At 40.5% G+C, this 22,696-nt stretch carries 20 protein-coding genes and 1 pseudogene; 12 read left to right on the forward strand and 9 right to left on the reverse strand.

All coding sequences use genetic code 11. The features are described from left to right. Positions 1 to 28 precede the first annotated feature (28 nt). The 5 genes from O0550_RS04850 to O0550_RS04870 form a co-directional block, all read right to left on the reverse strand. Complete coding sequence (locus tag O0550_RS04850; RefSeq protein WP_258425709.1) at positions 29 to 958, reverse strand: DUF1259 domain-containing protein; 930 nt, start codon at positions 956 to 958, stop codon at positions 29 to 31. A 348-nt stretch (positions 959 to 1,306) separates the two neighbouring features. Continuing rightward, the gene (locus O0550_RS04855) at positions 1,307 to 1,576 is read right to left on the reverse strand and encodes a hypothetical protein (RefSeq protein WP_035319337.1); all 270 of its coding nucleotides are present in this window, start codon (positions 1,574 to 1,576) and stop codon (positions 1,307 to 1,309) included. A 1,355-nt stretch (positions 1,577 to 2,931) separates the two neighbouring features. Further along, a complete protein-coding gene (locus O0550_RS04860) occupies positions 2,932 to 3,171 on the reverse strand; it encodes a hypothetical protein (protein WP_174888195.1) in 240 nt (79 codons plus the stop codon). 192 nt (positions 3,172 to 3,363) lie between these two features. Continuing rightward, positions 3,364 to 4,332: a DUF4179 domain-containing protein gene (locus O0550_RS04865; protein ID WP_258425710.1), complete on the reverse strand. Its 969-nt coding sequence runs from the start codon at positions 4,330 to 4,332 to the stop codon at positions 3,364 to 3,366. Positions 4,333 to 4,335: 3 nt separating this feature from the next. Then, positions 4,336 to 4,866 carry an RNA polymerase sigma factor SigX gene (locus tag O0550_RS04870; RefSeq protein ID WP_003346059.1) on the reverse strand — a complete coding sequence of 177 codons (531 nt, stop codon included), beginning with the start codon at positions 4,864 to 4,866 and terminating at the stop codon, positions 4,336 to 4,338. Positions 4,867 to 5,065: 199 nt separating this feature from the next. On the opposite strand from O0550_RS04870, the gene O0550_RS04875 reads away from it, so the two are divergent. Beyond that, positions 5,066 to 5,227 carry a hypothetical protein gene (locus O0550_RS04875; protein WP_258425711.1) on the forward strand — a complete coding sequence of 54 codons (162 nt, stop codon included), beginning with the start codon at positions 5,066 to 5,068 and terminating at the stop codon, positions 5,225 to 5,227. A gap of 146 nt (positions 5,228 to 5,373) precedes the next feature. Here O0550_RS04875 and O0550_RS04880 read toward each other — a convergent pair whose 3' ends face one another. Then, entirely contained in the window at positions 5,374 to 5,697 is a 324-nt protein-coding gene (locus O0550_RS04880; protein ID WP_258425712.1) for a hypothetical protein, read from the reverse strand. A gap of 20 nt (positions 5,698 to 5,717) precedes the next feature. Continuing rightward, entirely contained in the window at positions 5,718 to 6,530 is an 813-nt protein-coding gene (locus O0550_RS04885; RefSeq protein WP_258425713.1) for a hypothetical protein, read from the reverse strand. 185 nt (positions 6,531 to 6,715) lie between these two features. Between O0550_RS04885 and O0550_RS04890 the strand changes: the two are divergent. The 5 genes and pseudogenes from O0550_RS04890 to O0550_RS04910 all read left to right on the forward strand — a co-directional run bounded on the left by O0550_RS04890 (position 6,716) and on the right by O0550_RS04910 (position 10,341). Beyond that, positions 6,716 to 6,998: pseudogene (locus O0550_RS04890) on the forward strand (YolD-like family protein). 385 nt (positions 6,999 to 7,383) lie between these two features. Continuing rightward, a complete protein-coding gene (locus O0550_RS04895; protein WP_003337166.1) occupies positions 7,384 to 8,175 on the forward strand; it encodes a class I SAM-dependent methyltransferase in 792 nt (263 codons plus the stop codon). After that, complete coding sequence (gene miaA / locus O0550_RS04900) at positions 8,172 to 9,125, forward strand: tRNA (adenosine(37)-N6)-dimethylallyltransferase MiaA (protein ID WP_003337167.1); 954 nt, start codon at positions 8,172 to 8,174, stop codon at positions 9,123 to 9,125. Before O0550_RS04895 ends, miaA begins: the two co-directional genes overlap by 4 nt. A gap of 29 nt (positions 9,126 to 9,154) precedes the next feature. Beyond that, on the forward strand, positions 9,155 to 9,397 hold the full coding sequence (gene hfq / locus O0550_RS04905) for an RNA chaperone Hfq (protein ID WP_003337168.1): 243 nt from the start codon (positions 9,155 to 9,157) through the stop codon (positions 9,395 to 9,397). Positions 9,398 to 9,546: 149 nt separating this feature from the next. Next, on the forward strand, positions 9,547 to 10,341 hold the full coding sequence (locus O0550_RS04910) for a DeoR/GlpR family DNA-binding transcription regulator (RefSeq protein WP_173645584.1): 795 nt from the start codon (positions 9,547 to 9,549) through the stop codon (positions 10,339 to 10,341). Positions 10,342 to 10,345: 4 nt separating this feature from the next. Here O0550_RS04910 and O0550_RS04915 read toward each other — a convergent pair whose 3' ends face one another. After that, positions 10,346 to 11,272, reverse strand: a complete 927-nt coding sequence (locus tag O0550_RS04915; RefSeq protein WP_258425714.1) for a GNAT family N-acetyltransferase — start codon at positions 11,270 to 11,272, stop codon at positions 10,346 to 10,348. A 255-nt stretch (positions 11,273 to 11,527) separates the two neighbouring features. After that, the gene (locus O0550_RS04920; RefSeq protein WP_258425715.1) at positions 11,528 to 14,974 is read right to left on the reverse strand and encodes an NTTRR-F1 domain; all 3,447 of its coding nucleotides are present in this window, start codon (positions 14,972 to 14,974) and stop codon (positions 11,528 to 11,530) included. A 379-nt stretch (positions 14,975 to 15,353) separates the two neighbouring features. On the opposite strand from O0550_RS04920, the gene O0550_RS04925 reads away from it, so the two are divergent. The 6 genes from O0550_RS04925 (at position 15,354) to O0550_RS04950 (ending at position 22,651) form a co-directional block, all read left to right on the forward strand. Beyond that, positions 15,354 to 16,175 carry an AraC family transcriptional regulator gene (locus O0550_RS04925; protein ID WP_003335717.1) on the forward strand — a complete coding sequence of 274 codons (822 nt, stop codon included), beginning with the start codon at positions 15,354 to 15,356 and terminating at the stop codon, positions 16,173 to 16,175. Between the two features lie 350 nt (positions 16,176 to 16,525). Next, complete coding sequence (locus O0550_RS04930; RefSeq protein ID WP_035318841.1) at positions 16,526 to 17,089, forward strand: sigma-70 family RNA polymerase sigma factor; 564 nt, start codon at positions 16,526 to 16,528, stop codon at positions 17,087 to 17,089. Continuing rightward, positions 17,080 to 18,735, forward strand: coding sequence for a YcdB/YcdC domain-containing protein (locus tag O0550_RS04935; protein ID WP_258425716.1), 1,656 nt, complete (start codon positions 17,080 to 17,082; stop codon positions 18,733 to 18,735). The genes O0550_RS04930 and O0550_RS04935 overlap by 10 nt, the downstream gene beginning before the upstream one ends. 137 nt (positions 18,736 to 18,872) lie before the next feature. Next, positions 18,873 to 19,847: an AAA family ATPase gene (locus tag O0550_RS04940; RefSeq protein ID WP_003335720.1), complete on the forward strand. Its 975-nt coding sequence runs from the start codon at positions 18,873 to 18,875 to the stop codon at positions 19,845 to 19,847. 224 nt (positions 19,848 to 20,071) lie between these two features. Next, positions 20,072 to 21,361, forward strand: a complete 1,290-nt coding sequence (gene hflX / locus O0550_RS04945) for a GTPase HflX (RefSeq protein ID WP_003335721.1) — start codon at positions 20,072 to 20,074, stop codon at positions 21,359 to 21,361. A 21-nt stretch (positions 21,362 to 21,382) separates the two neighbouring features. Then, positions 21,383 to 22,651, forward strand: a complete 1,269-nt coding sequence (locus O0550_RS04950) for a methionine gamma-lyase family protein (RefSeq protein ID WP_003335722.1) — start codon at positions 21,383 to 21,385, stop codon at positions 22,649 to 22,651. Positions 22,652 to 22,696 lie beyond the last annotated feature (45 nt).

The following is a 22,696-nucleotide window of genomic DNA, read 5'->3' on the forward strand; positions in this document are numbered from 1 at the left end:
TTTAGGAAACCGGCTATTTCCGTTATGGCTACTTTATTTGTGTTCCCACTGTGGTTTGATTTAGTGCCGCACGTAGACCACGAGCTAACTTTTCGGGTTCATCCACTCCCCAGAAATGCAAGAAGAATAATCGAGGAGATTCATTCAACATGTGGTTATGTATCGCTGTTACGGTAATCCCATTTTTCGTTAATTCACGAACCACGGGATTCACTTCGTTTGAAAGCAAAACGAAATCACCAGTTGTTGCTGCTTTCTCACCAATCAATTGAAAGTTTATGGGCATCGCTATACCCATAGCCGGTGGAATACCTACGCCTTTTTCCGTTATTTTTTCCGGTCTTGGTATAGAGAATTGAAACACCTTTCCTCTTTGTACACCTTTCCACCCTATTGTGTCCTCAACCTTAGACCAGTTAAAGGTTGACGGTGATTTTTCAGGTGGCGTAGAGGCTAATGGAGTGCCTGTTACGGAAAGAGCATCCTTCATTTTTTCAGCCAGATTAACTGGATCACCGTGACCAGCAACATGTAAATACATGATTTTTGGATTTTCTTCGATGATATGGTTGTGTAAAGCAGTAATCTCAATTCCAAGCTCAGCTAACTTTGTTTCAACAGGTTTGACTTCTTTTTCAAGGAGAACAAGATCACCCATCATCATAGAATGGTTACCAACTTGCTTAAAAGCTAAATAAGAGGTTAAAGCAAGATTTGGATCAATTTGAACATCATCTACTTTTATCTGCAAATCGGTACGAGGGAACGTTACTCTAAAAACATCATTTTGAATTGACCCCTTGGTAAAAACTCTTTTGACAGACTCCCATTTAGGCCCTTGCTCTTGAGATACTCCCGAGTTGCGTTTTGAGACTGCTTCACTTTGAAATTTCATGATTCCAACTAATGCAAGCAATAGTACTGTAAATATCGACAATAACAAGAACGACCTCTTCATTTCTGCCTCCTATATATAGTACTTCATCCTTTTCTTTTCCAAAGGTGTTTTTATTTATACATGGGGTAGTATTTACTTCGTCATCAAGCTCAGGCGATGTGATGCTACCCCGTAAGCCTGAATAATTATTTTAGTATTGAAAACACAATGGAAAGTTAGTGACGCAATGGGGATGAAAGAGCAGGCTAAATATCTTGGGTAACTGGCTGATCGGGTAAGGATGCAAGTGGACAGGAGCTGCAGAATAAGTAATTTATGTTATAAGAAAAAAGAATAAATAATAGCTAATACAGCAAAACGTCAAACGTCCGAATTCTCACATTCGGACGTTTGATAATCAGGAACAAATTATTTCAAGTTATTATTTTTTAATCCTCGTATAATTTGCTGGAGGTTCAATAATATCACCAGAATATAAACGATAGGTATAACAATAGAACCAGCTCCACCAGGGGGATTGGAGAAATAGTTACCTAATACAATACACAGAATAATAATGTTGAGTATGTAGATTATAACATATGATTTTTTGGGATTTTTTTTATTTTTAATAAATAAAGAAATTAAAAATATTACAATGGCTAGAAACAAACCAATATTCATCACGTTTACATTCATCCTAACAACCTCCTAAAATGAACTAAAGCCGCAAGTATGCGGCTTTTCATGCAGTTAAGTTAACGCTCGTAAATATTAGTTGTCAATCGATCCCAACCAAAATCCATATAAACACCTTTTTTGGTCTTGTTTTTATCTATCTTCTTAGCTATGTACCAGCGCGTTTACTAAGTAATTCAGTTGTAAGAGAGAGAAATTACTAAGAATCCTGTTAAGCATAGAGCGGTTACAAGTTTGCATGTTTTTTCATTTTAATTCCTCTCTTTACATCATATTGTATTTACCTTATTTTTACAAAATGGTTTTCTATAGGGATAATCAAATCCTTTTTATTTCCTCTTACCCTCTGGCTTTTACAGGATTAGAGTTGTAGTAGCAATATCCGAGTAGCATCTTTTTAGCCAGCATCGCCTATACCTGATCGAAACGTCAATCTTATCTGATGGTGGTTCTTGATTATAAGCAATGTCTGATATTGATTCCTTTTTGTTTTCTTTAGAGATTTCATTTTCAACTAAAGGAAATGAATTGTCTCCTATTAACATGTTGTAAACCTCTTAGGAGTATGTTCTAGATAAATATGACAAGGAGGAATTAACAGTAATCAGAGGTAGCGAACGAAATTTATCAGCCATCTACAGGGACTATGGGCTTTCTATAATCAAATGGGAATGAAGGAAGAGGGCAGAGACGTGATAGAATCAGCTTGGAGATGGGTAGATAAATTTGATTCAACGTTGAAACAAATCAAGCTAAAGAACCATGAGGATTTTTGGTGGATACCTGTAGAAGATGTGGTCAGTGTTCATTAAATAAAGCGAAAACACCTTTGTGAAGCTTTTCTGGTCATGCTGGACATGTTGCAACGGGAGCTGGCTGATCGGGTAAGGGTTGCAAGTGAGACAGGAGCCGCAGAATAAAAGTTAGAAAGGGGTGAATCCAAATAAAGAAATGTCCGAATATAAGGGATTCGGACGTTCGCTCTTACAATAACTAGATTTTATGCCATAACAAAAATAAAAAACAGGAAATAAACGATATATATGACTAGCACATGAATATGATATCTAGTACAAATTTTTTGAATGAATGGGGCGATGAATTTATCCGCTAATTTGAACAATAAATATATCAAAACTAAATCGATAAGCAAGAGAACATAAATATTGTCGAACGAATTCCGTAGTAAACGATCAATAAAAACAACTATACCCGAAACAATGAAATAGGAACACGAATATTTCTCTACTTTAATAAACTTTCCTTCTTTCATATATAGGAGGGTGTAGAGGAAAATACATCACCTCTCCCCCTCCTATAATTAATTTTTATTTATAACGTACTCTATCAGCTTCTTAGTATTGGACATCTATAACTTTTTTAAATGTGTTATCTTTATAACGAACAACGGTCACATAATAAATATCCACTTTGTCATCAGAATCCCGAACCTTCCAATCCCAAAACCCTATATGAGTATCTTGGAGTGCATCTTGCGACCAACCACCTAAAGTATCTAATAAAAAAGCCAAAACTACCTTTTCCCATTTTTTTATTGGGGCAGGAATAGTGTGGTGTTCACTGGAAAATTTCAAATGATTAATGTAAAACACCTTCCATTTCCGTAAAAGGTTGAAAGATGTTTTATATGTTCATTGTATAGGGTTTGTGGGAGGGCAATTTATAAGCTGTTCTTCTTGCTTAATCATAACACAAGGAAGAAGATAAGCACGGTATTAGATACACAGTGTTCTATTCTTTTTTCATGTTCCATTCACTTTACTTTTTCAATTTTGAGGATCAATATGAATTTGGCCTTTCCAAGAACCAGCTACTTTTCCAATTCTATTTATATTTACATCTAATGTAAGTGGTTGTTTAAAGGATTCTTTCCCTTCAGGACCTTCAACAAATGTAATGATACCCTCTGGTCTATCTTTATCACGAATACCTACATGCGTTAATTCTTTTCCTGCTGCAGTTAATTTGAATGGTAAACCATCTGAACCTTGAATAAATGCTGATTGTGAGAAGCTACCATCTTTCGTATAATATTCAGGATTTTCTTCTTGTTGGCCATTTATTTTTCCATCGTTTTTAAGGTTTAATCCTGTTGTGTCAAATTCAAACGGTACTAAACTTCCATCTGTTTTTTCAATTTTATAATGGACAGATATACGTGAATCCGCAACATATAATTCTTTAAAATGTACAGTCACGCCTTGATCTGTAATTTTTTCATCAATCGGAATAAATTGCCCATTTTTCATCATGTCTTGTGTAACACCATTTTCATCTTGTATACCTTCATTTACAACCTTATCATTTAATATTTCATTCGAAAAATAGGAAGCAACATTCGTAGCTACCACTCGTACTTGCGGAATCATCGCTATTGTAAAAAGTCCTGCTGCAGCTACCGATGTATACATGAAACGTTTTGATTTTTTATTCATATTTGTAAATATTCCCTTCCTCTGTTGTGTTTTTTGATTTATATAAGAAACATTCTCCCGTTTTGAACGACTTTCAAATGTTTTCCAAGCTTGATTGACATCAATTTTAATGTCTTGCGTTGAATGTATACTTTCATCTTCTAACATGACATTTTCCCAACGGCTTAATTTACTGATTTCTGCCAATAAATTTTGACATACTTCACATGTATCTAGATGTTTTGTGAATTTTTTTCTTGTATTATAAGGAAGTTCCCCATCAATATACGCTTGTATAAACCCCATATCATAACAATTCATTTGTTATGCCTCCTCTAATTGTTGATAAATCTTACGAAATTTTTGTTTGGCTCGTACTAATAAAGTTCCAATAGAAGATATGTCAATTTGAAACACTTCTGCAATTTCTTTATATTGAAAACCAGAAAACTTCATTAATAAAATGGTTCGATCTTGCTCACTCATGTTACTGAGTACAATTTGTACCTTTGTAATTTCTTCTTGTCTGATCCAGTCATCATCTAACGATGAAACATGTTGTACTTCATGATAATGTATAGATTTATCTATTTTCGCTTGATGTCGTTTTTCAGATCGTAGATAGTTATACGCTACATAAGTAGAAGATTTTATAAGCCATCCAGATAAGCTTTTAATCTCTTTCCAATCGTTGCGATGTAGTTGTAAAAAAACTTCTTGTGCTAATTCTTCAGCAATAGGCTGATTTTTGACAATCCATACGATCTGTTTCACAACGTACACATAGTATTGTTTAAACAAATCTTCAAATGTCACATCCGAAACAGGCCGTTCTTCCTTTTTTATCGTTAACATGTCAGTTAAAACCTCACTCTCATTTGATACCTGTATTATAGAGAAACCGGAAAAACATGTTTTGTGACAAAAATTTTTATTTATTATGTACAAAAAAAAGCATTCATCTTTCAATGAGATAAATGCAGAATGTGACAGTTTCTCCTGGTGCAGATTATAAAATCGAGGTGTGTAACAATGCATTTGACGAGTCGCCTACGTGGAAGACGCAACTAACCATGTTATATTCAACCGTGGCTTCATCTTCACCAACAAGGAAAAAACAGCAGAAAAATGGGGCGTTAGTATACGCTTTGTTTTTGTTAAAGGAGTTGCAACTGAGCCTGTGATTGTAAGAGGATTCGGAGGTGCATTCGATTGATTTTAATAAAACCTATGGATTTGGGCGAAATGGAGCAAGAGCGTGTTAAAGAATAATGAAGATTTTTGGTGGATACCTATTGAGGATGTAGTGAGGGTAGAGAATAAATAAATCCTACTCTCACTTGGTTTAACGTCTGAATTTATTCAATCATCTTCACAATGGACAAATATATATTTAAAGTCATCCTCGTTTATTAAATGGTTTATTATTTCCTCTATTCTTTTTCTACTAACGTTATCAACCAAAATCATATCACTTGCCCATAGATAAGCACCTTTTAAATTCTCACCAGTTTTTTTATTTTTTTGTTGGAGTGTCTTTATATTTTCATAGGTGAAGAATGTTACGACCCACTTTGAGTTGTCTGATAACGTTACCATTACATCAACATTGTTATCGTAAATGTCGTAATTTTTATCTTCTGACTGCTCTACATTGATCCATATTTCTTTTACTACATGTTTCATATTTTCTCCTTATGATTGTGTTATTTTATTTTTTTTCCGTATATTTCTTCTAGACGTTCAATAACTTTAGATTGATTTTTTTTATCTGACTTTGCCAGTATTTCAACGGTATCTCCTTCAGTTCTTAGATATACTCTAGCTCCATTTTTTGAACGAAGCTCAAAAACCCCATTAAAAAGATAGTTGTTCCCTGAACCAGGATTACTATTTCCTTTTAAATACTCATTGAGTAAATGATTTTCTTCAGCTTGAAGCTTCTTATCTTTCATTGCTTTTTCAGTTTCGCGTATAAGAAAAGAATCTTCATCGATTCTCGAATTAACATAATATTTTCCGATTTTCTTTCGGCCATTTAAAACCTTATGAGCAAAACTAGCTATATCATCACCATGCTCTTTTAAAAGATTATATTCTTTCTTACCGGCCTTTGCACCTTTTCCTGCAGGGAATAAAGAGAGAATTGCGAATCCTTTCTCTGCATCACTAGCTTTTGGGTCAAAAATTGTTTTTACATCATCTAAAATTAAGAAGTCCAGTCCTGCTTTGGCAGCGTCTAATAAAAAATTACCAGCATCAACTAGCCATCTCTTACTAGAATCAATCCAATCAGAGGTCGTATCTTTTAAATCATCCCACCATGAATTAGAACGAGCTGAAGCGCTAGCTAGATATAATTGTTTACCTTCTTTTGATATTTGTACCCTATCATTTTGAATATTACCTTGCAGATGATCATTCTGACGTTGCTCCTGTTGATTTCTTAAAGCCATTACTTCTCTTGCGCCGTTCATATTTTGCCTGTAAGAATTTGAAGCACTAGAAACTGATATCATAGTCATCCTCTTAATATTTTCTAAAATAATAGTGGATATACAAATATACCCAAATAATATATCGGAAGATTATATAGAAATATTTAGAATTAAATAAAAAATACATTTTTTTAGTAAAAAAATGTATATATAAAAAGATGATAGATTACTAAATTTTTGGATTCACTTTTACCGTAATACTAGAAATGGTACGTCAGCTTCACGGGATAAGAAACTAATCGAGAAACCAATTATTGAAGAGGATGAGCTGGCCGAGTTTTGCTACATGATATCTGACTTACGTCATATGACTATGCCCTGACTATGGTGGAAAGAGACAAAGGGGGGTAAAGGTGTGATAGAATCCGCTTGTTTAAGAGGATCAAGCTAAAGAATGATAAGGATTTTTGGTGGATACCTGTAGAAGATGTATTGAGAGTAGACAGGGCTGACAACATTGACAACCAAATTGACAACGCACTTAAGTAAATCAGATAAATGAACGTTAACTATATTCGTTAAGAATCGCATTAGAAAGCGGTTAATGCGGTCAAATTAACTAATAGAAACACAACTAATCAAACGAGTGATGTAGAGATAATTTGATCATCCATTGGCATGAGTATAGAGGAACATCTCGAACGTATGCTTACGAGGCGGCGGGATGTTCTTCTTTTTATGGATAATGAAGCTGATTAGGGGAAAAGAGGCAACATCGTGAATAACCTTGATTTTAAGCTTATTGCTAATCAAAATTCGTTGCTGTTGACAGCTTTCTTTTGTTAGTATAATAGGATAGCAACCAAGGCAGACATACATAGAGATAGGAATCAAATTTGATCGGATTTAGTATGAGTAGGAAACGAGTGATAAAATGATTGTAACAACAGGAAATGAGCCAAGGGCGTCTGTTTTGGCTCATGCGCAGGAACTGGCTACTATCTTTTCCGCTCCACTAGTTTCACGTGGAGAGCTTTCGATTGAAAAGCTCAGAGATAAATACCAGGCGAATGATATTTTAATTGTAACTGCTAAGGGAGCTAGGTTGGAACGGAGGGGTCAACAGGCTTTCTTTTTTCATCCCAATACAGCGTCTTTCCGTATAAAGAGGCTAGAACGCGGCGATAATGATACTATGCTTTCTGTTTGCCAAATTTCACCAGGTGATAAGGTGCTTGATGCTACGATGGGATTGGCGGCAGATGCGATCGTATTTGCCTATGCCACAGGTGGAACAGGGCAAGTGGTTGGAATTGAATCGGAGCCTATGATTGCGAGACTTGTCCGAGACGGTCTTACTCATTGGGATACGGGATCACCAGCTTTAATCGAAGCGATGCGGCGTGTACAGGTGGAACAGGTTGATCACCTTGACAAGCTTCAAGCATTGCCCGATAACTCATTTGATGTAGTTTATTTTGATCCTATGTTCCAACAAGCTGTCTTCGAGTCACATGGTATTTCTACCTTGCGTCAATTGGCTAATGATAAGGTGTTGACGGAGGAAACGATTGCTCAAGCTCGCCGGGTAGCTAAACGACGAGTCGTTTTAAAAGAGGGTACAACAGGTACCTTGCACGAGCAATTGGGCTTTACACCTTATCGAAAACGTGAACATCAAGTGATTTATAGTTATATGGAAGCATTGGAGGGGAGTGAGAGATGAGGCAAAAAGAGAATTTAGTGGTAATTGCAGGCCCTACGGCAGTAGGCAAGACTGCTCTTAGCCTTCGATTAGCACAACAGTTTAATGGAGAGATCATCTCTGGTGATTCTATGCAGGTTTATCGTGGCATGGATATAGGTACGGCTAAAGCTACCGAGGAAGAGCGGTCCATTGTTCCCCATCATCTGATTGATATCATGAATCCAGATGAGGAATACTCTGTGGCTATCTTTCAGCAGCAGGCCCAACAGCTAATCACCCAAATTAATCAGCGTAATCATCTGCCTATTATCGTGGGTGGAACAGGACTTTACATACAATCGGTTACTCATGCTTATCAATTCTCTGAGGCGGATCAGGACGAGGAATTGCGAGAGAGATTGCAACGATTTGCCGATGTGGAAGGAGTAGAAGCTCTTCACAGACGCCTACGCGAGCATGATCCTATTACAGCAGATCGCTTACATCCAAATGATGTTCGCCGGGTTATACGTGCAATTGAGATATACGAATTGACTGGAAAACGTATGTCTGATTTTCAAAATCAGGCCGCTTATTCGCCTTACAACTTGAAAATTATAGGCTTAACAATGGATCGGGCGAAGCTCTACGAAAGAGTAAATCAACGAGTCGATTTAATGATTGAGGCTGGATTGGTAGAAGAAGTTCGCAGGTTGCTAGATCAAGGGTATTCTGCTGATCTGGTTGCCATGCAGGGGCTGGGCTACAAGGAACTCATTCCTTATCTATATGGAGAGATCACGTTAGATAAGGCAATAGCTGACATTAAGCAAAGAACAAGGCATTTTGCTAAGCGTCAGTTAACTTGGTTTAAGCGGATGCCTCAGTTGGAATGGTATGATATGACTGAATCCGATTCATATGAACAAGTGGTTGAAACAATTACCAGTGCGATGGAAGGAAAGTTCCATTCCACGCCGAATATATAACTTACAAGTCCTTTTAGGGGGTATTGTCCATGAAACAGACGATCAATATTCAAGATACGTTCTTAAACCATTTACGAAAAGAAAATATCGCAGTTACCATATATTTGGTAAACGGATTCCAATTGAGAGGCTATATCAAGGCGTTTGACAACTTCACAATCGTTATTGATACAGAAGGCAAGCAACAATTGGTTTATAAGCATGCGATCTCTACATTTACACCACAACGTCCGGTATCCTTGATGTCGGAAAGCCAATCACAACAAATGTAATTGTAGACAAGAAAATCAGGGTTTCTTCGGGAATCCTGATTTTTTTGCCCAAAAAAGCATAAACAAGAAGATTTTTGCAGGTAAATATTGACTTTTTTGCGGATAACGGAATAAAATGGAAGTATTACATAGTGAAGGCAGGCGATGAGATGTTTGCTGAAGAGAGAAGAGGAAAGATTCTGGAGATACTCCACGAAGCACAACGAGTGCTGGTGAAGGAGTTAGCGGAGCAATTTCATGTTTCTATTGATTCCATCAGGAGAGATTTATCCATTATGGAAGAACAGGGATTATTGAAAAAAACTCATGGAGGAGCTATTCCTGTATCAGCTGTGCGAAAGCCTGTTGTACCATCAGCGGTACGTATAAAAGATGGACCTAGTCATATCACTGCTATATCCAAAACAGCCGTATCCTACATACAAGAGCACGATACAATATTTTTAAGTGGAACGAACCTGCATTTTCATATGATAAAATATTTACCTCAACATATGCCGATAACAGTGGTGACGAACTCGGTTAAAATCGCAGAACAGTTACGTGAATCTGAAAATACTGACGTTTATCTTATCGGAGGACAAGTTAATAAAACAGGTATGATTTCCGATATTATTGCCAATGAAATGGTAAAACAATTTACAATTGATCTGTGTTTTATGACAGCAGGAGCCATTAGCTTGCAAGGTGTTAGTACTGCAACCCCAGAGGAAGCTAGTTTTAGTCGCGCTGTGTTGGAGGTTTCTCGACGTCGCTTCATTTTAGCGTCTCATGAGAATATGGAACATGATGCTTTTTCTAAAATAGGTCCCCTCAACAGCTTTCATTTACTCATCACTGATGAGGGAACACCAAAAGAGTTACGAGATCAAATCGAGAAGCAAGGATTAGAAGTAACGGTAGCAAAAGGAAGCTATCCTGTTGCCGTTCCTGATTATTCGTAGAATCTTACATTTCCTGGTCACCTACCTCTCTATCCGAAAGACGAAATAGGCTCCCAAGTTGCGAAGTGGCCAGGATATAATAATCATTGGCAGTTACTTCTTTAAAACCACAACGGTTATACAGTGTGAGCGCGCTTTTGTTCTTCGTTTCCACCTCCAAGACGATGGAAGGAGATTGTTTTTGAAGTAAGTCGTTCACCAATCTTGTCAATATTTCTCTCCCAAAACCTTTTCCTTGTTGGGCTGGCATGACCGCAAAGCCGTAAATAAAATCCATATTCTCAATTCTTTGATAATTGATTTTTCCTATAAATTCGCTGTTATGAAAGGCCATGATAAGATGCCGATCAGGTTCTTCAACTCCTGTTGAGGCATATCTGGTTGCATCCTCTTTTGTTGCTCCAAAGGCTTCCATATCAATTTGGACAAGCAGGGGAAGATCTTCTTGCGTTGCTTCTCTTAGTGAAAGAGAAGGTGCAATTAATTCTGTAGGCGGTGCTCCTAATTCCATCCAGTATTCTGAGAAGGAATAAGTGCTACCGAGTGATTCTAAAAATGCTTTGCCAGAATCTGATTTTTCCTGAGACATAAATATTAGCTTGGGTAATTGACGACGTTCGATTTCAGGATAGGCTTGCCGAAGCAAAGAGGAAAATATGCCATTACGTCTATACGCTGGATCTACCATCCCGCTGATTTCTACCTCTTGCGTATTAAAAATGTACAAGGCAAGATACCCAATGATTCGGTTATCTATAGCAAAGTAAAAATCTTGAATTTGGTCAGTGGGCCTACAGGTAAGCATATCCAGATTTAATTTTATCTGAATGTTATCGTGAGTATTGCATACCTGTAGAAGCTCTTTTATTTGAATGAGTTCGGCTTCCGTAAGCCCTGCAGCGGCATAAGCACCGTTAGTTTGTCTAAGCACATTTATTCACTCCTTTCGAGAACTGCTAGCTACATCTAAATTTCTTGCGCTAACGTATCATAATTAAGTATAAAAAGAATACGGAAATTACGCACACTAAAAATTGCGCGTTATGTAGTATAAATTGCGATGCTTTATTTTACTGTTTATTTTTCATTGGCAGGATTGATGTTTCATATTTGACGTAGTGAAATGATTATTTGCAATAAGAAGTGGTCACTCTTTATAAAGAGCGACCACAGAGAGTACATATGACTACAATAAAGCTCCGGTAAAAGTAATTCCCCCTACAGCAGTAACTGTGCCGCTACCAACAGTTTGAGCCACTAATGTGTACGTGACATTACCAACTCCAGGGGCTAAATCAACATGATTTATACTCGTAGAACCAAACGCATTTGTTCCAGTTCTTTGATCATTAATACTAAAAATGACTGTTGTTCCTTGAAGAACTTGGAATTCGACTACTGGATTACTTGATCCATTTTGCCAACCAATTATTCCAGTTAACCAGATACGGCTTGTAGCTGTACTTCCTGTTACTGTGATGGTTTTTAATATGGTTTGAGTGGTACTTATTACTATAGCGGAACTGCCGCTGGTATTAGGTGCGTTTTCGGAAACTTGGAAATTTAAAAAGCTTCCAGAAGAACCAGTAGGTCCGGTAGGTCCTGTGCTACCTGTGGAACCAGTAAGTCCAGTAGCTCCCGTGTTACCAGTGGAACCAGTAAGTCCTGTAGCTCCCGTGTTACCAGTGGAACCGATAGGTCCGGTGGGTCCTGTGTTACCAGTGGAACCGGTAGGTCCTGTAGCTCCCGTGTTACCAGTGGAACCGGTAGGTCCTGTAGCTCCCGTGTTACCAGTGGAACCGGTAGGTCCGGTGGGTCCTGTATTACCAGTAGAACCGGTAGCTCCCGTGTTACCAGTGGAACCGGTAGGTCCTGTAGCTCCCGTGTTACCAGTGGAACCGGTAGGTCCGGTGGGTCCTGTATTACCAGTAGAACCGGTAGGTCCTGTAGCTCCCGTGTTACCAGTAGAACCGATAGGTCCAGTAGGTCCTGTGTTACCAGTAGAACCGGTAGGTCCTGTAGCTCCCGTGTTACCAGTGGAACCGATAGGTCCGGTGGGTCCTGTGTTACCAGTGGAACCGATAGGTCCTGTATTACCAGTAGAACCGGTAGGTCCTGTAGCTCCCGTGTTACCAGTGGAACCGATAGGTCCGGTGGGTCCTGTATTACCAGTAGAACCGGTAGGTCCTGTAGCTCCCGTGTTACCAGTAGAACCGGTAGGTCCAGTAGGTCCTGTGTTACCAGTAGAACCGGTAGGTCCTGTAGCTCCCGTGTTACCAGTGGAACCGATAGGTCCTGTAGCTCCCGTGTTACCAGTGGAACCGATAGGTCCGGTGGGTCCTGTGTTACCAGTGGAACCGATAGGTCCTGTAGCTCCCGTGTTACCAGTAGAACCGGTAGGTCCGGTAACACCTGTAGAACCAGTGGCGCCAGTGATACCGGTAGCGCCGGTAGAACCCGTAGGACCAGTATCCCCGGTAGCGCCAGTAATGCCGGTAGGTCCGGTAACGCCAGTAGAACCAGTAGCACCAGTGATACCGATAGCGCCGGTAGAACCCGTAGGGCCAGTAAAACCAGTAGGTCCGGTAATGCCAGTAGCGCCAGTGATACCGGTAGCGCCGGTAGAACCCGTAGGGCCAGTAAAACCAGTAGGTCCGGTAATACCAGTAGCGCCAGTAATACCAGTAGCGCCAGTAATACCGGTAGCACCAGTAAAACCGGTAGGTCCGGTAACGCCAGTAGGGCCAGTAAAACCGGTAGGTCCGGTAACGCCAGTAGAACCAGTAGCACCAGTGATACCGATAGCGCCGGTAGAACCCGTAGGACCAGTTTCCCCAATAGCGCCAGTAAAACCGGTAGGTCCGGTAATGCCAGTAGCGCCAGTGTCCCCAGTAGCACCGGTAGAACCAGTGGTGCCAGTGTCCCCAGTAGCGCCGGTAGAACCAGTGGCGCCAGTAATACCAGTGGCGCCAGTAAAACCAGTAGCGCCAGTGTCCCCAGTAGCGCCGGTAGAACCAGTGGTGCCAGTAATACCAGTGGCGCCAGTAATACCGGTAGGTCCGGTAGCGCCAGTAAAACCAGTAGGTCCGGTAATACCAGTAGCGCCAGTAAAACCAGTAGGTCCAGTAAAACCAGTAGCGCCAGTAATACCGGTAGCACCGGTAACGCCAGTAGCGCCAGTGTCCCCAGTAGCACCGATAGAACCAGTGGTGCCAGTGTCTCCAGTAGCGCCGGTAGAACCAGTAGCGCCAGTAAAACCAGTAGGTCCGGTAATGCCAGTAGCGCCAGTGTCCCCAGTAGCACCGGTAGAACCCGTAGTGCCAGTGTCCCCAGTAGCGCCGGTAGCACCTGTAGTGCCAGTGTCTCCAGTAGCGCCGGTAGAACCAGTAGCGCCAGTAATACCGGTAAGTCCGGTAACGCCAGTAGCGCCAGTAATACCAGTAGCGCCAGTAATACCAGTAGCGCCAGTAATACCAGTAGGTCCGGTAATACCAGTAGCGCCAGTAATACCAGTAGGTCCAGTAATACCGGTAGCACCGGTAACGCCAGTAGCGCCAGTAGCGCCAGTAGCGCCAGTGTCCCCAGTAGCACCGGTAGAACCAGTGGTGCCAGTGTCTCCAGTAGCGCCAGTAATACCAGTAGGTCCAGTAATACCGGTAGCACCGGTAACGCCAGTAGCGCCAGTAGCGCCAGTGTCCCCAGTAGCACCGGTAGAACCAGTAGAACCAGTGGTGCCAGTGTCTCCAGTAGCGCCAGTAATACCAGTAGCGCCAGTGTCCCCAGTAGCACCGGTAGAACCAGTGGTGCCAGTGTCTCCAGTAGCGCCAGTAATACCAGTAGCGCCAGTGTCCCCAGTAGCACCGGTAGCGCCAGTAATACCAGTAGGTCCAGTACTACCAGTAGCGCCAGTACTACCAGTAGCGCCAGTACTACCAGTAGCACCAGTAATACCAGTAGCGCCAGTAATACCAGTAGCACCAGTAATACCAGTAGCACCGGTAATGCCAGTAGCACCGGTAATACCAGTAGCACCGGTAATGCCAGTAGCACCGGTAATGCCAGTAGCACCAGTAGGTCCAGTAACGCCAGTAGCGCCAGTGTCCCCAGTAGCACCAGTAGGCCCCGTACCTCCTATTGTCCCTGCCACAGTTTGTACTAAAACAATATCATCAACGACTATGTCTGCAGTTGATGGAGCAGGGATTTTATGAATAATAATCATTGCTTGAGTAGCTGTTGCAGGTACAACAGAGGATATTTCGTAGATGGTAGACCAGTTATTATTCAGGTTATTAGGAAGTTGACCTACCGGAAGTATAATATTGATTCCGATACTTACAGGAGTAAAAGCGGCATTTAAATAAATCACAGCAATATTTACTTGTGGACTTGGCAAATTTCCTATTTTTCCGATCGATAGAAAAAATTCAAAACTATCTCCGGGTGTGACAGCAACAGTCTGAAATAATACACTATTTGTAGTATCTCCAAACATTTGTGCACTAAAAAGCCCTGTGTGACTCCGAAAATTACTAATTGCTACATTTGAAAAATTCCATGGGACTAAGCTGCCTGTCTCAAAATTTCCATTCACAATTTTGTTGCCAAAGGGCAAATAAATCACCGCTTTCATTAATAAATTTAGTAGATCTTTTGCATTATATGGTGACTCTTATAGATGGGGAAGGGTATATACCAGTGGCGAAAAATACAAAATGAAACGAAAAGAGGGCGTTATTTCTATAAAAAGAGAGAAGTGTATATTTTAATGATAATTAAAAAGAGTACAATAAAGATTTTGCTAAAAAATATCAATAGAAAAACAAATAAACTAGGCATATAAATGGATCACCGCTTTTTATTCTTCTGATTATGTTAGACTAATGTGTAAAAATGTATGTATTTCCTATTGATAATGTCGTATTCCTGCTCATATAAAGGTCCTTTAAAATCAGAATATTGGGCACGTTAGAAATTCTTATTAGCTCTTGTAGTGGAGGAAATATAAACAAATGGATATGCTTCTAGAATGGAAAAACAGTGGTTTTCGATTGTTTACTTTACAACAGGGGGAAAGTGATGAATTACATGATCATGGCGATTACCTGCAAGTCAGCATGCCGCTGGACAATGAGGTAGAGATTCAATGGAATCAACGATATCAAAGAGTAGCAGCTAAGCAAAGACTGTTAGTACAACCGGATGAACAACATCGTCATCTGGCTACATATGGCCCTGCTACTATTTTGCTAGTTGGCCTACATCGTAATTTTCTACAACAGGTATGGGAACATGAACAGCCCGTAAGAGCAAGACATGCACTTGAATATACAAGCTTATCTACGAAGGTTGTCCCCTTATTTCAACAAACCGTACAACGTGCCTTTCAGCGATCGGTGTTTGAGCCGATGGATGAATTGCTTCAAACGGAACTGGAGTGGGAGATAGCTAGACTCTTTCTTACCCTTCATTCAAAAAACAATACATACACGGAGCTTGAGGTAACCTCTTTGTATGAATATCCGGGAATCAAAAGAGCAGTTGACTATATGCATGAAGCATTTAAACATCCCGTAACACTTGAAGAAATAGCAGGCATTGCCGGCAGTAGCAAATATCATTTTATTCATCAGTTTAAAAAGAATAAAAAAATGACACCCGGACAATACCTGCAACATTTACGAATAAAAGAGGCAGCCTATTTACTACGTTCAACGGATTGGGATATCACTCGAATTGCATATGAGGCTGGATTTGGTAGCCTCAGCTCGTTTCAACGTGCTTGGAAGCAACAATATGGTGTTTCAGCGAGCGAGTTTAGAAAAAATGGATAAGCTATGTATAGAAATGTTCATTGTGGCTACACTATACTTATCGAGCTCGGTGGTCACAAATTAGAAACGCGCAACAGTCTTTATAGGAGGTTGATGTGCCGTGGACGATGAAATGATTACCCAGATTGTGGTATCCGGTTCGCTTTGATGATCTAACTCTATATTGGAGGTAGATGAGTTAAAGAACAGTACCGCTAGTACCCCAAAATGACTGAGCTCGATGTGAACCGCTCTCCTATGAGGGCGGTTTTTCATGTTTTACCTTTAGGGGAATTCCGATAAAAATCATTGTCACAAAAATCGTTTAGCAGAATCTAATTTAATAGAAGAAAAAAGAATACATAAAGCAGGTGAATTCATTGGAAAAAGCGGAAATCGCTTTAACAATGTCTAAAGAGACTATCTTTGAGTCTCTTATGCATGAATATGGTCCAAAGATTTTAAATATGGTGTATCTCATGATAAAAGACCAAAAGATTGCGGAAGACATTACACAAGAAACCTTTATGAAGGCGTATATGAATTGGGATTATTTTAGAGGGGAGTCAGAGCCTAAAACATGGTTGTATCGGATTGCTATCAATGAAACGAAAAAGTATGTCCGTTCCTGGTCATTTCGGACGATTTTTTCAAAGCTTACCTTGCAAAGTCAACAACAGGCCCAAAGTAAGGTAACGGATGATACCGAAAGTATATTTTTTAAGCAAAACGGAGCCGTTGAATTAAGAAAGCTAGTGCTGTCTCTGTCTCCAGATTATCAGCAAGTCATTATTTTGCGTTATTACCAAGAGCTTGAAATGAAAGAAATAGCATTTATTCTACAGATAAAAGAAGAGGCAGTACGGAAAAGGCTTTCGCGAGCCCGCCAACAAATCAAGCAAATGCTAGAAAGCAGGGGAGAGACATGGGTGTAGATTCATTTGATAAAAAATTAGCACAAGAGTTTAGGACAACTAACTTAGATGTCCTTCCCTTCACTCCTCAGTTGGAAGCAAAAATTTGGGAAGGTATTCGTAAGAAAAAGCAGAAAAACCGTCGATTATTCGCTTCCCTATCATTAGCGTGTGGCTTTACTTTGATTGTGCTTGGTTCACGCTCAGTGTGGCTCGAGGATATACAGCTTAGCTCAAAACAACCGATTATTAAGCTGGAAACAGAATTAAAAGGATTGTCTCTGGAAGCTCAAAAAACGATGCAGTCCCTTTATAAATTCGCCCCATATCTAAAAAATGGTAAAGTAATGGAGTTCGAAGATGCTCGTGATAATTATATTGTTACTATTGAAGAAAAGAAAACAGAAAAAGAAGAAGAAGGATGGTCAGCAAGAATTCGACTCGATCGGACTAACGGTAAGTTAGAAGAACTCGACGTATTGAATGCAGGACGGGATAAGGGGAATAAAGCGATTGATTCACAAAGTGCCACGGCTATTTTACAGGAATTTTTAGGTGAAAAAAGGAAAGAGTATAAACAAACCAATCTATCAAAAAGCTCAGCTAACTTTATGCGATATGTTAATGGGATTCCAGTAAGCGGGGATAATGTTTACATAAGTATTAATGGAAAAGGGGAGTTAAAAGGGTTCGGTGTACGGAGTGACGAATGGATAGATCAATCAGCCTTTCCACATCCGTCACAGGTAATACCCGAACATGAATTGGAAAATCAGTTACAGAAGTATATAAAATTAAGGTATATCGAACATTTTGATCCAAAAAATGACCGCCCAATACTTGAATATACACCAGGTATCCTGAACGCGTACAGCTTTGATGCGATTACGGGCAAAACGATCTATCATACTTACTACGATTATGATCAACCGACCTTAATTAAAATGAATCCACCAAATAAACCTGCCCTCGCACGCAACCAACAAGAAGCAGAGCTGCTCATTAAACAGGAGTATGGAATTAAGGGGCCATTAAAAGTTTACTCCAATAATTGGGACGATCATAAACAACGGAAAGAAGAAAATGAGGCTGTTTACCAATTTGGAGAAAAGGGTGAATATACGGTTATTACGGAATTAAGCTCGGGGCGTGTCCTGCAAATTGCCAAGGATACTCTGAAAGAAAAATGGAGAGTCTCTAAAGAGAAAGCTAGAGAGAAGGCCATTCGATTTCTGGAGAAATACCTTGATCCTTGGGACAAGGAAGTACAGCTCACATACAGTAACGAGAATGAATACACGCATATATTCCGTTTCTTTAAAAGCCATCAAGGCATTCCGGTTTTACAGACGGATAGTTCCTATCTCAGTTATTCGGTTCATGTAGATTCAGCTACAGGAGAAGTCATCTTATTTATCAAAGATTCAGTTGAAAAGCCTTTCGTATCTTCTTCTATTAAGCAAGTCAAGCTCCCGGATCGAAATGCCATAGTGTCACCAAAAGTGGGAGCTAGTGAGTGGCTGCGCTATAATCCGGTAGAGCTGGTGTATGAATATGTGGATGGAGGTAAAAAGACTAGGTTAGTGTATCAAGTTAAGGAAAGAAAGGTAGACAAAAACGTATTTATTGATGCGACTACAGGTAAAGCTGTATTTGTTGACAGATAAGAAACATCCCGGATCACTGCAACAGGTGAGACGGGATTTTTTTATAAATCAAGCTATTTATTTTGGATTTTCTGTACAGGATTTCAAAGTGTGCTGCGTATACTGTAGAGACGATTATGGAAGGCAGGTGATGGGACATGAAACAGGCTGCGACTATGACCAAAACGGTCGTTACAGAATCACCGGAGTCACCACATCGAATTCAATTTGTGTTTCATCATCCGGTTGTACAGCCGCTAAAGGAACCAGAGCCGTTGGTAGACACGGTACGATCTACTGCGAATGATCAAATCAAATCCGTTATTAATGATCTGGAAAAAATGATTGGACTCGATGAGGCAAAGCTTGTCATGTACGAGATTTATGCCCTCCTTAGAACGAACCGTGAACGCGCAAAGCATCAGTTAAAGACAGAACAACAGGTATATCATATGGTATTTAAAGGTAGCCCAGGAACGGGAAAGACTACGGTGGCCCGGATTTTTGGGAAGGTGCTTAAAGAGATGGGGATTTTAAGCAAGGGCCATTTAATTGAGGTGGAACGAGCCGATCTAGTGGGAGAGTTCATTGGACATACAGCGCAGAAAACACGCGATTTAATTAAAAAGGCTTTGGGCGGAATCTTGTTTGTGGATGAGGCTTATTCGTTAGCACGCGGAGGAGAGAAGGATTTTGGCAAGGAAGCAGTGGATTGTCTCACGAAGGCAATGGAAGATCACAAAAACGAATTTATTTGCATTTTGGCCGGGTACACAGAGGAGATGGATGAGTTTTTGCAGATCAATCCAGGCCTGCCCTCGCGCTTTCCCATTCAGATTCACTTTACGGATTATGAGGTAGATGAGCTGATGGAAATTGCAGCGATCATGGTCGAGGAAAAGCAATATGTGCTCACCTCTACGGCAAAAGAAAAAATGAAGCAGCATCTGATCCACCTGCTATCCGACCCTTTTTTGGAGTCATTTAGCAATGCGCGTTACATACGGAATATGCTGGAGAAGGCTATTCGAGCACAAGCTATGCGGTTGTTAAAGAGTTCTAACCCAAGCAAGGAAGAATTAATGAGCATACGAGCAGAGGACTTGCAGGTTAGCAATCCTTTTTTGAACTGAAAGCCTGACGTTTAATGGATGTAACGTGTGTTTTTAAATCTGGAGAACAAAGTTGACATCTCCCTAGATTTAACGGGTGAAGGATGAAAAGGATGGCAAATGGGTAAAAAAGAAGGTATATTGATTACTAGCTAGTAAAAGAATGAATTAGGGCATACGTTTGCTAGACATGCGAACGGATGCCGTTCTTTTCGTCTGGGGACGTGGGAAGGAAGGTTACATATATGAGTGAATGGAATAAACAGCAAACAGCTATAGTAGTTGGTTGTCTATTAGATCAGCGAGATGAGGAACGGATGCGGTTATCCCTAGAGGAGCTGGGAGAGCTAGCGCGGACGGCCGGTGTTGAAGTGCTAGAAGTTATTACTCAAAATCGCGAGCGTGTCGATTCAGCTTGGTATCTAGGAACGGGTAAAATCCAAGAGATTGCGGAATTAGCAGTTAGTCTAGATGTAGATGTTGTCATCTTTAATGATGAATTATCTGCAAGCCAAAACCGTAATTTGGAAGCGTTATTTGAGTGTCGAGTAATTGACCGTACACAATTGATATTGGATATTTTCGCGAGTAGAGCTAATTCGCGTGAAGGTAAGATTCAAGTAGAGCTAGCACAATATAGCTATTTACTGCCCCGACTTGCCGGGCAAGGAAATCAGATGTCCCGATTGGGTGGCGGTATTGGAACGCGTGGACCTGGTGAGACGAAATTGGAAACAGACCGCCGTCACATTCGTCGTCGAATTAGTGAATTAAAGCAACAGCTAGATGATATTGTGCGGACTAGACAGCTTCATCGTGAGCGCAGGAAGAAAAACCATGTTTACCAAATCGCGCTGGTTGGTTATACGAATGCAGGCAAATCTACCTTATTAAATAATTTAACAAAAGCAGATACATTGCAAGAGGATAAATTATTTGCTACGCTTGATCCAACCACACGTCAGTTGGCTCTTCCTAGTGGAAAAGAAGTACTGTTGACGGATACAGTTGGTTTTATTCAAGACCTGCCCACTGCTTTGATTGCAGCTTTTCGATCCACATTAGAAGGGGTTCAAGAGGCAGATTTAATCTTACATGTAGTCGACTGCTCCCATCCTGATTTTGAAGTTCATATGGAGGTTGTAGATCAGGTCTTAAAGGATTTAGAAGCTGAAGGCATCCCTCGATTAGTGGTATATAATAAGGCTGATCTGCTTGATACTGACAAGTATTTGCCGCACCCTGAAGATTCGATTCAGATATCAGCATTGTCTGAGCAGGATTTGCAGCGTTTATTAAATAGAGTCGAAGGAATAGTATTGACGGGGTATGAAAGTGTCGAACTGATTATTCCGATGGAGCGTGGGGACGTGATCTCCATGATGCATCGAGCTGGACTAGAAATGGAGCAGGAATTCTCCGAGGATGGCACCGCTTATCATATTACGATACGTATTAAGCCAGATGAACCCATGTATGGGCGTTTGATTCCATATATGGTAAACCCACCAGCAATCAACGAAGAGGAATGGTAAGAGAAAGGTGAGAGAAAGAACATGTTTCAACTGTTTACGCACGGGGCGCAATTACGTCCGCTTGTGGAAGAAGTAGAAGAGATGATTGCCAAGCGACATCAGGAAGTATCCCGCTTGGTTGACTATAATCAATTAAAAGTATTGCGCTCATTTCAAAAGCATGAAGTAAATGAATTTCATTTTTCACCATCTACTGGCTACGGTTATGATGATAGTGGTCGAGCAACACTAGAATCCATTTATGCAGAAGTGTTTGGTGGAGAAGCGGCTCTCGTACGGCCGCATATTATATCGGGAACGCATGCGATTGCAATAAGTTTATTTGGAATGCTGCGCCCAGGAGATCACTTATTATATATAACGGGCAAACCATACGATACGCTAGAAGAAGTGGTAGGAGTGCGTGGAGAAGGTCAAGGCTCATTGAAGGATTATGGGATTAGTTACGACTATGTACCCTTATTAGAGGATGGAAGCATTGACTTTCATGCTGTAAGAACAGCGATTCGTCCCGAAACGAAAGTGATTGGGATTCAGCGTTCGCGTGGCTATGCGGATCGCCCGTCGTTTACGATTGCTAAGTTAGAGGAAATGATTTCTTTTGTGAAGGAAATACGCCCTGAATTATACGTGTTCGTGGATAATTGCTATGGGGAATTTACAGAGGAAAAAGAACCGCTACAGGTCGGCGCTGATATTATGGCTGGTTCACTGATTAAAAACCCAGGTGGCGGTTTGGTTAAAACAGGTGGTTATATTGTAGGACGCGAGGATTTGGTTACAATGGCGTCTTATCGTATGGCAGCTCCAGGAATCGGAGCGGAAGGCGGAGCGTCATTATACTCTTTATTGGAGATGTTCCAAGGCTTCTTCTTAGCTCCGCACGTGGTAGGTGAAGCGTTGAAAGGGGCGATTTTCTCGTCTGCTATGCTGGAAAAACTAGGCTTCCGTACTGATCCGTTGTGGCATGAACCACGAACTGATTTAATTCAGTCTGTAGAATTTGGAAGTGCCCAACGATTAATAACCTTCTGCCAAGGTATACAGAAGGCGGCTCCTGTCGATTCGCATGTAACACCTTATCCTAGTCCAATGCCAGGTTATGCGGATGAGGTTATCATGGCAGCGGGCACCTTTATTCAAGGGGCTAGCATTGAGTTTTCTGCTGATGGTCCTCTACGTGAACCTTATTTGGGCTTTGTGCAGGGAGGGCTTACGTACTCGCATGTAAAAGTGGGTATTTTAACAGCTTTAGATGGCATGATTGCAAAAGGGTTACTTGATTTATAACATATAACGCTAGATATGATGAAATTATGCAGGCAGCTATGAATG

The organism is Brevibacillus halotolerans (genome assembly GCF_026891775.1).
Classification (GTDB): domain Bacteria; phylum Bacillota; class Bacilli; order Brevibacillales; family Brevibacillaceae; genus Brevibacillus_B; species Brevibacillus_B halotolerans.

Coding starts and splice junctions, on each gene's coding strand:
- O0550_RS04850 (WP_258425709.1), bottom strand. CDS start 958: ATGAAGAGGTCGTTCTTGTTATTGTCGATATTTACAGTACTATTGCTT.
- O0550_RS04855 (WP_035319337.1), bottom strand. CDS start 1,576: ATGAATGTAAACGTGATGAATATTGGTTTGTTTCTAGCCATTGTAATA.
- O0550_RS04865 (WP_258425710.1), bottom strand. CDS start 4,332: ATGAATTGTTATGATATGGGGTTTATACAAGCGTATATTGATGGGGAA.
- O0550_RS04870 (WP_003346059.1), bottom strand. CDS start 4,866: ATGTTAACGATAAAAAAGGAAGAACGGCCTGTTTCGGATGTGACATTT.
- O0550_RS04880 (WP_258425712.1), bottom strand. CDS start 5,697: ATGAAACATGTAGTAAAAGAAATATGGATCAATGTAGAGCAGTCAGAA.
- O0550_RS04885 (WP_258425713.1), bottom strand. CDS start 6,530: ATGATATCAGTTTCTAGTGCTTCAAATTCTTACAGGCAAAATATGAAC.
- O0550_RS04895 (WP_003337166.1), top strand. CDS start 7,384: ATGATTGTAACAACAGGAAATGAGCCAAGGGCGTCTGTTTTGGCTCAT.
- miaA (WP_003337167.1), top strand. CDS start 8,172: ATGAGGCAAAAAGAGAATTTAGTGGTAATTGCAGGCCCTACGGCAGTA.
- hfq (WP_003337168.1), top strand. CDS start 9,155: ATGAAACAGACGATCAATATTCAAGATACGTTCTTAAACCATTTACGA.
- O0550_RS04910 (WP_173645584.1), top strand. CDS start 9,547: ATGTTTGCTGAAGAGAGAAGAGGAAAGATTCTGGAGATACTCCACGAA.
- O0550_RS04920 (WP_258425715.1), bottom strand. CDS start 14,974: ATGAAAGCGGTGATTTATTTGCCCTTTGGCAACAAAATTGTGAATGGA.
- O0550_RS04925 (WP_003335717.1), top strand. CDS start 15,354: ATGGATATGCTTCTAGAATGGAAAAACAGTGGTTTTCGATTGTTTACT.
- O0550_RS04935 (WP_258425716.1), top strand. CDS start 17,080: ATGGGTGTAGATTCATTTGATAAAAAATTAGCACAAGAGTTTAGGACA.
- O0550_RS04940 (WP_003335720.1), top strand. CDS start 18,873: ATGAAACAGGCTGCGACTATGACCAAAACGGTCGTTACAGAATCACCG.
- hflX (WP_003335721.1), top strand. CDS start 20,072: ATGAGTGAATGGAATAAACAGCAAACAGCTATAGTAGTTGGTTGTCTA.
- O0550_RS04950 (WP_003335722.1), top strand. CDS start 21,383: ATGTTTCAACTGTTTACGCACGGGGCGCAATTACGTCCGCTTGTGGAA.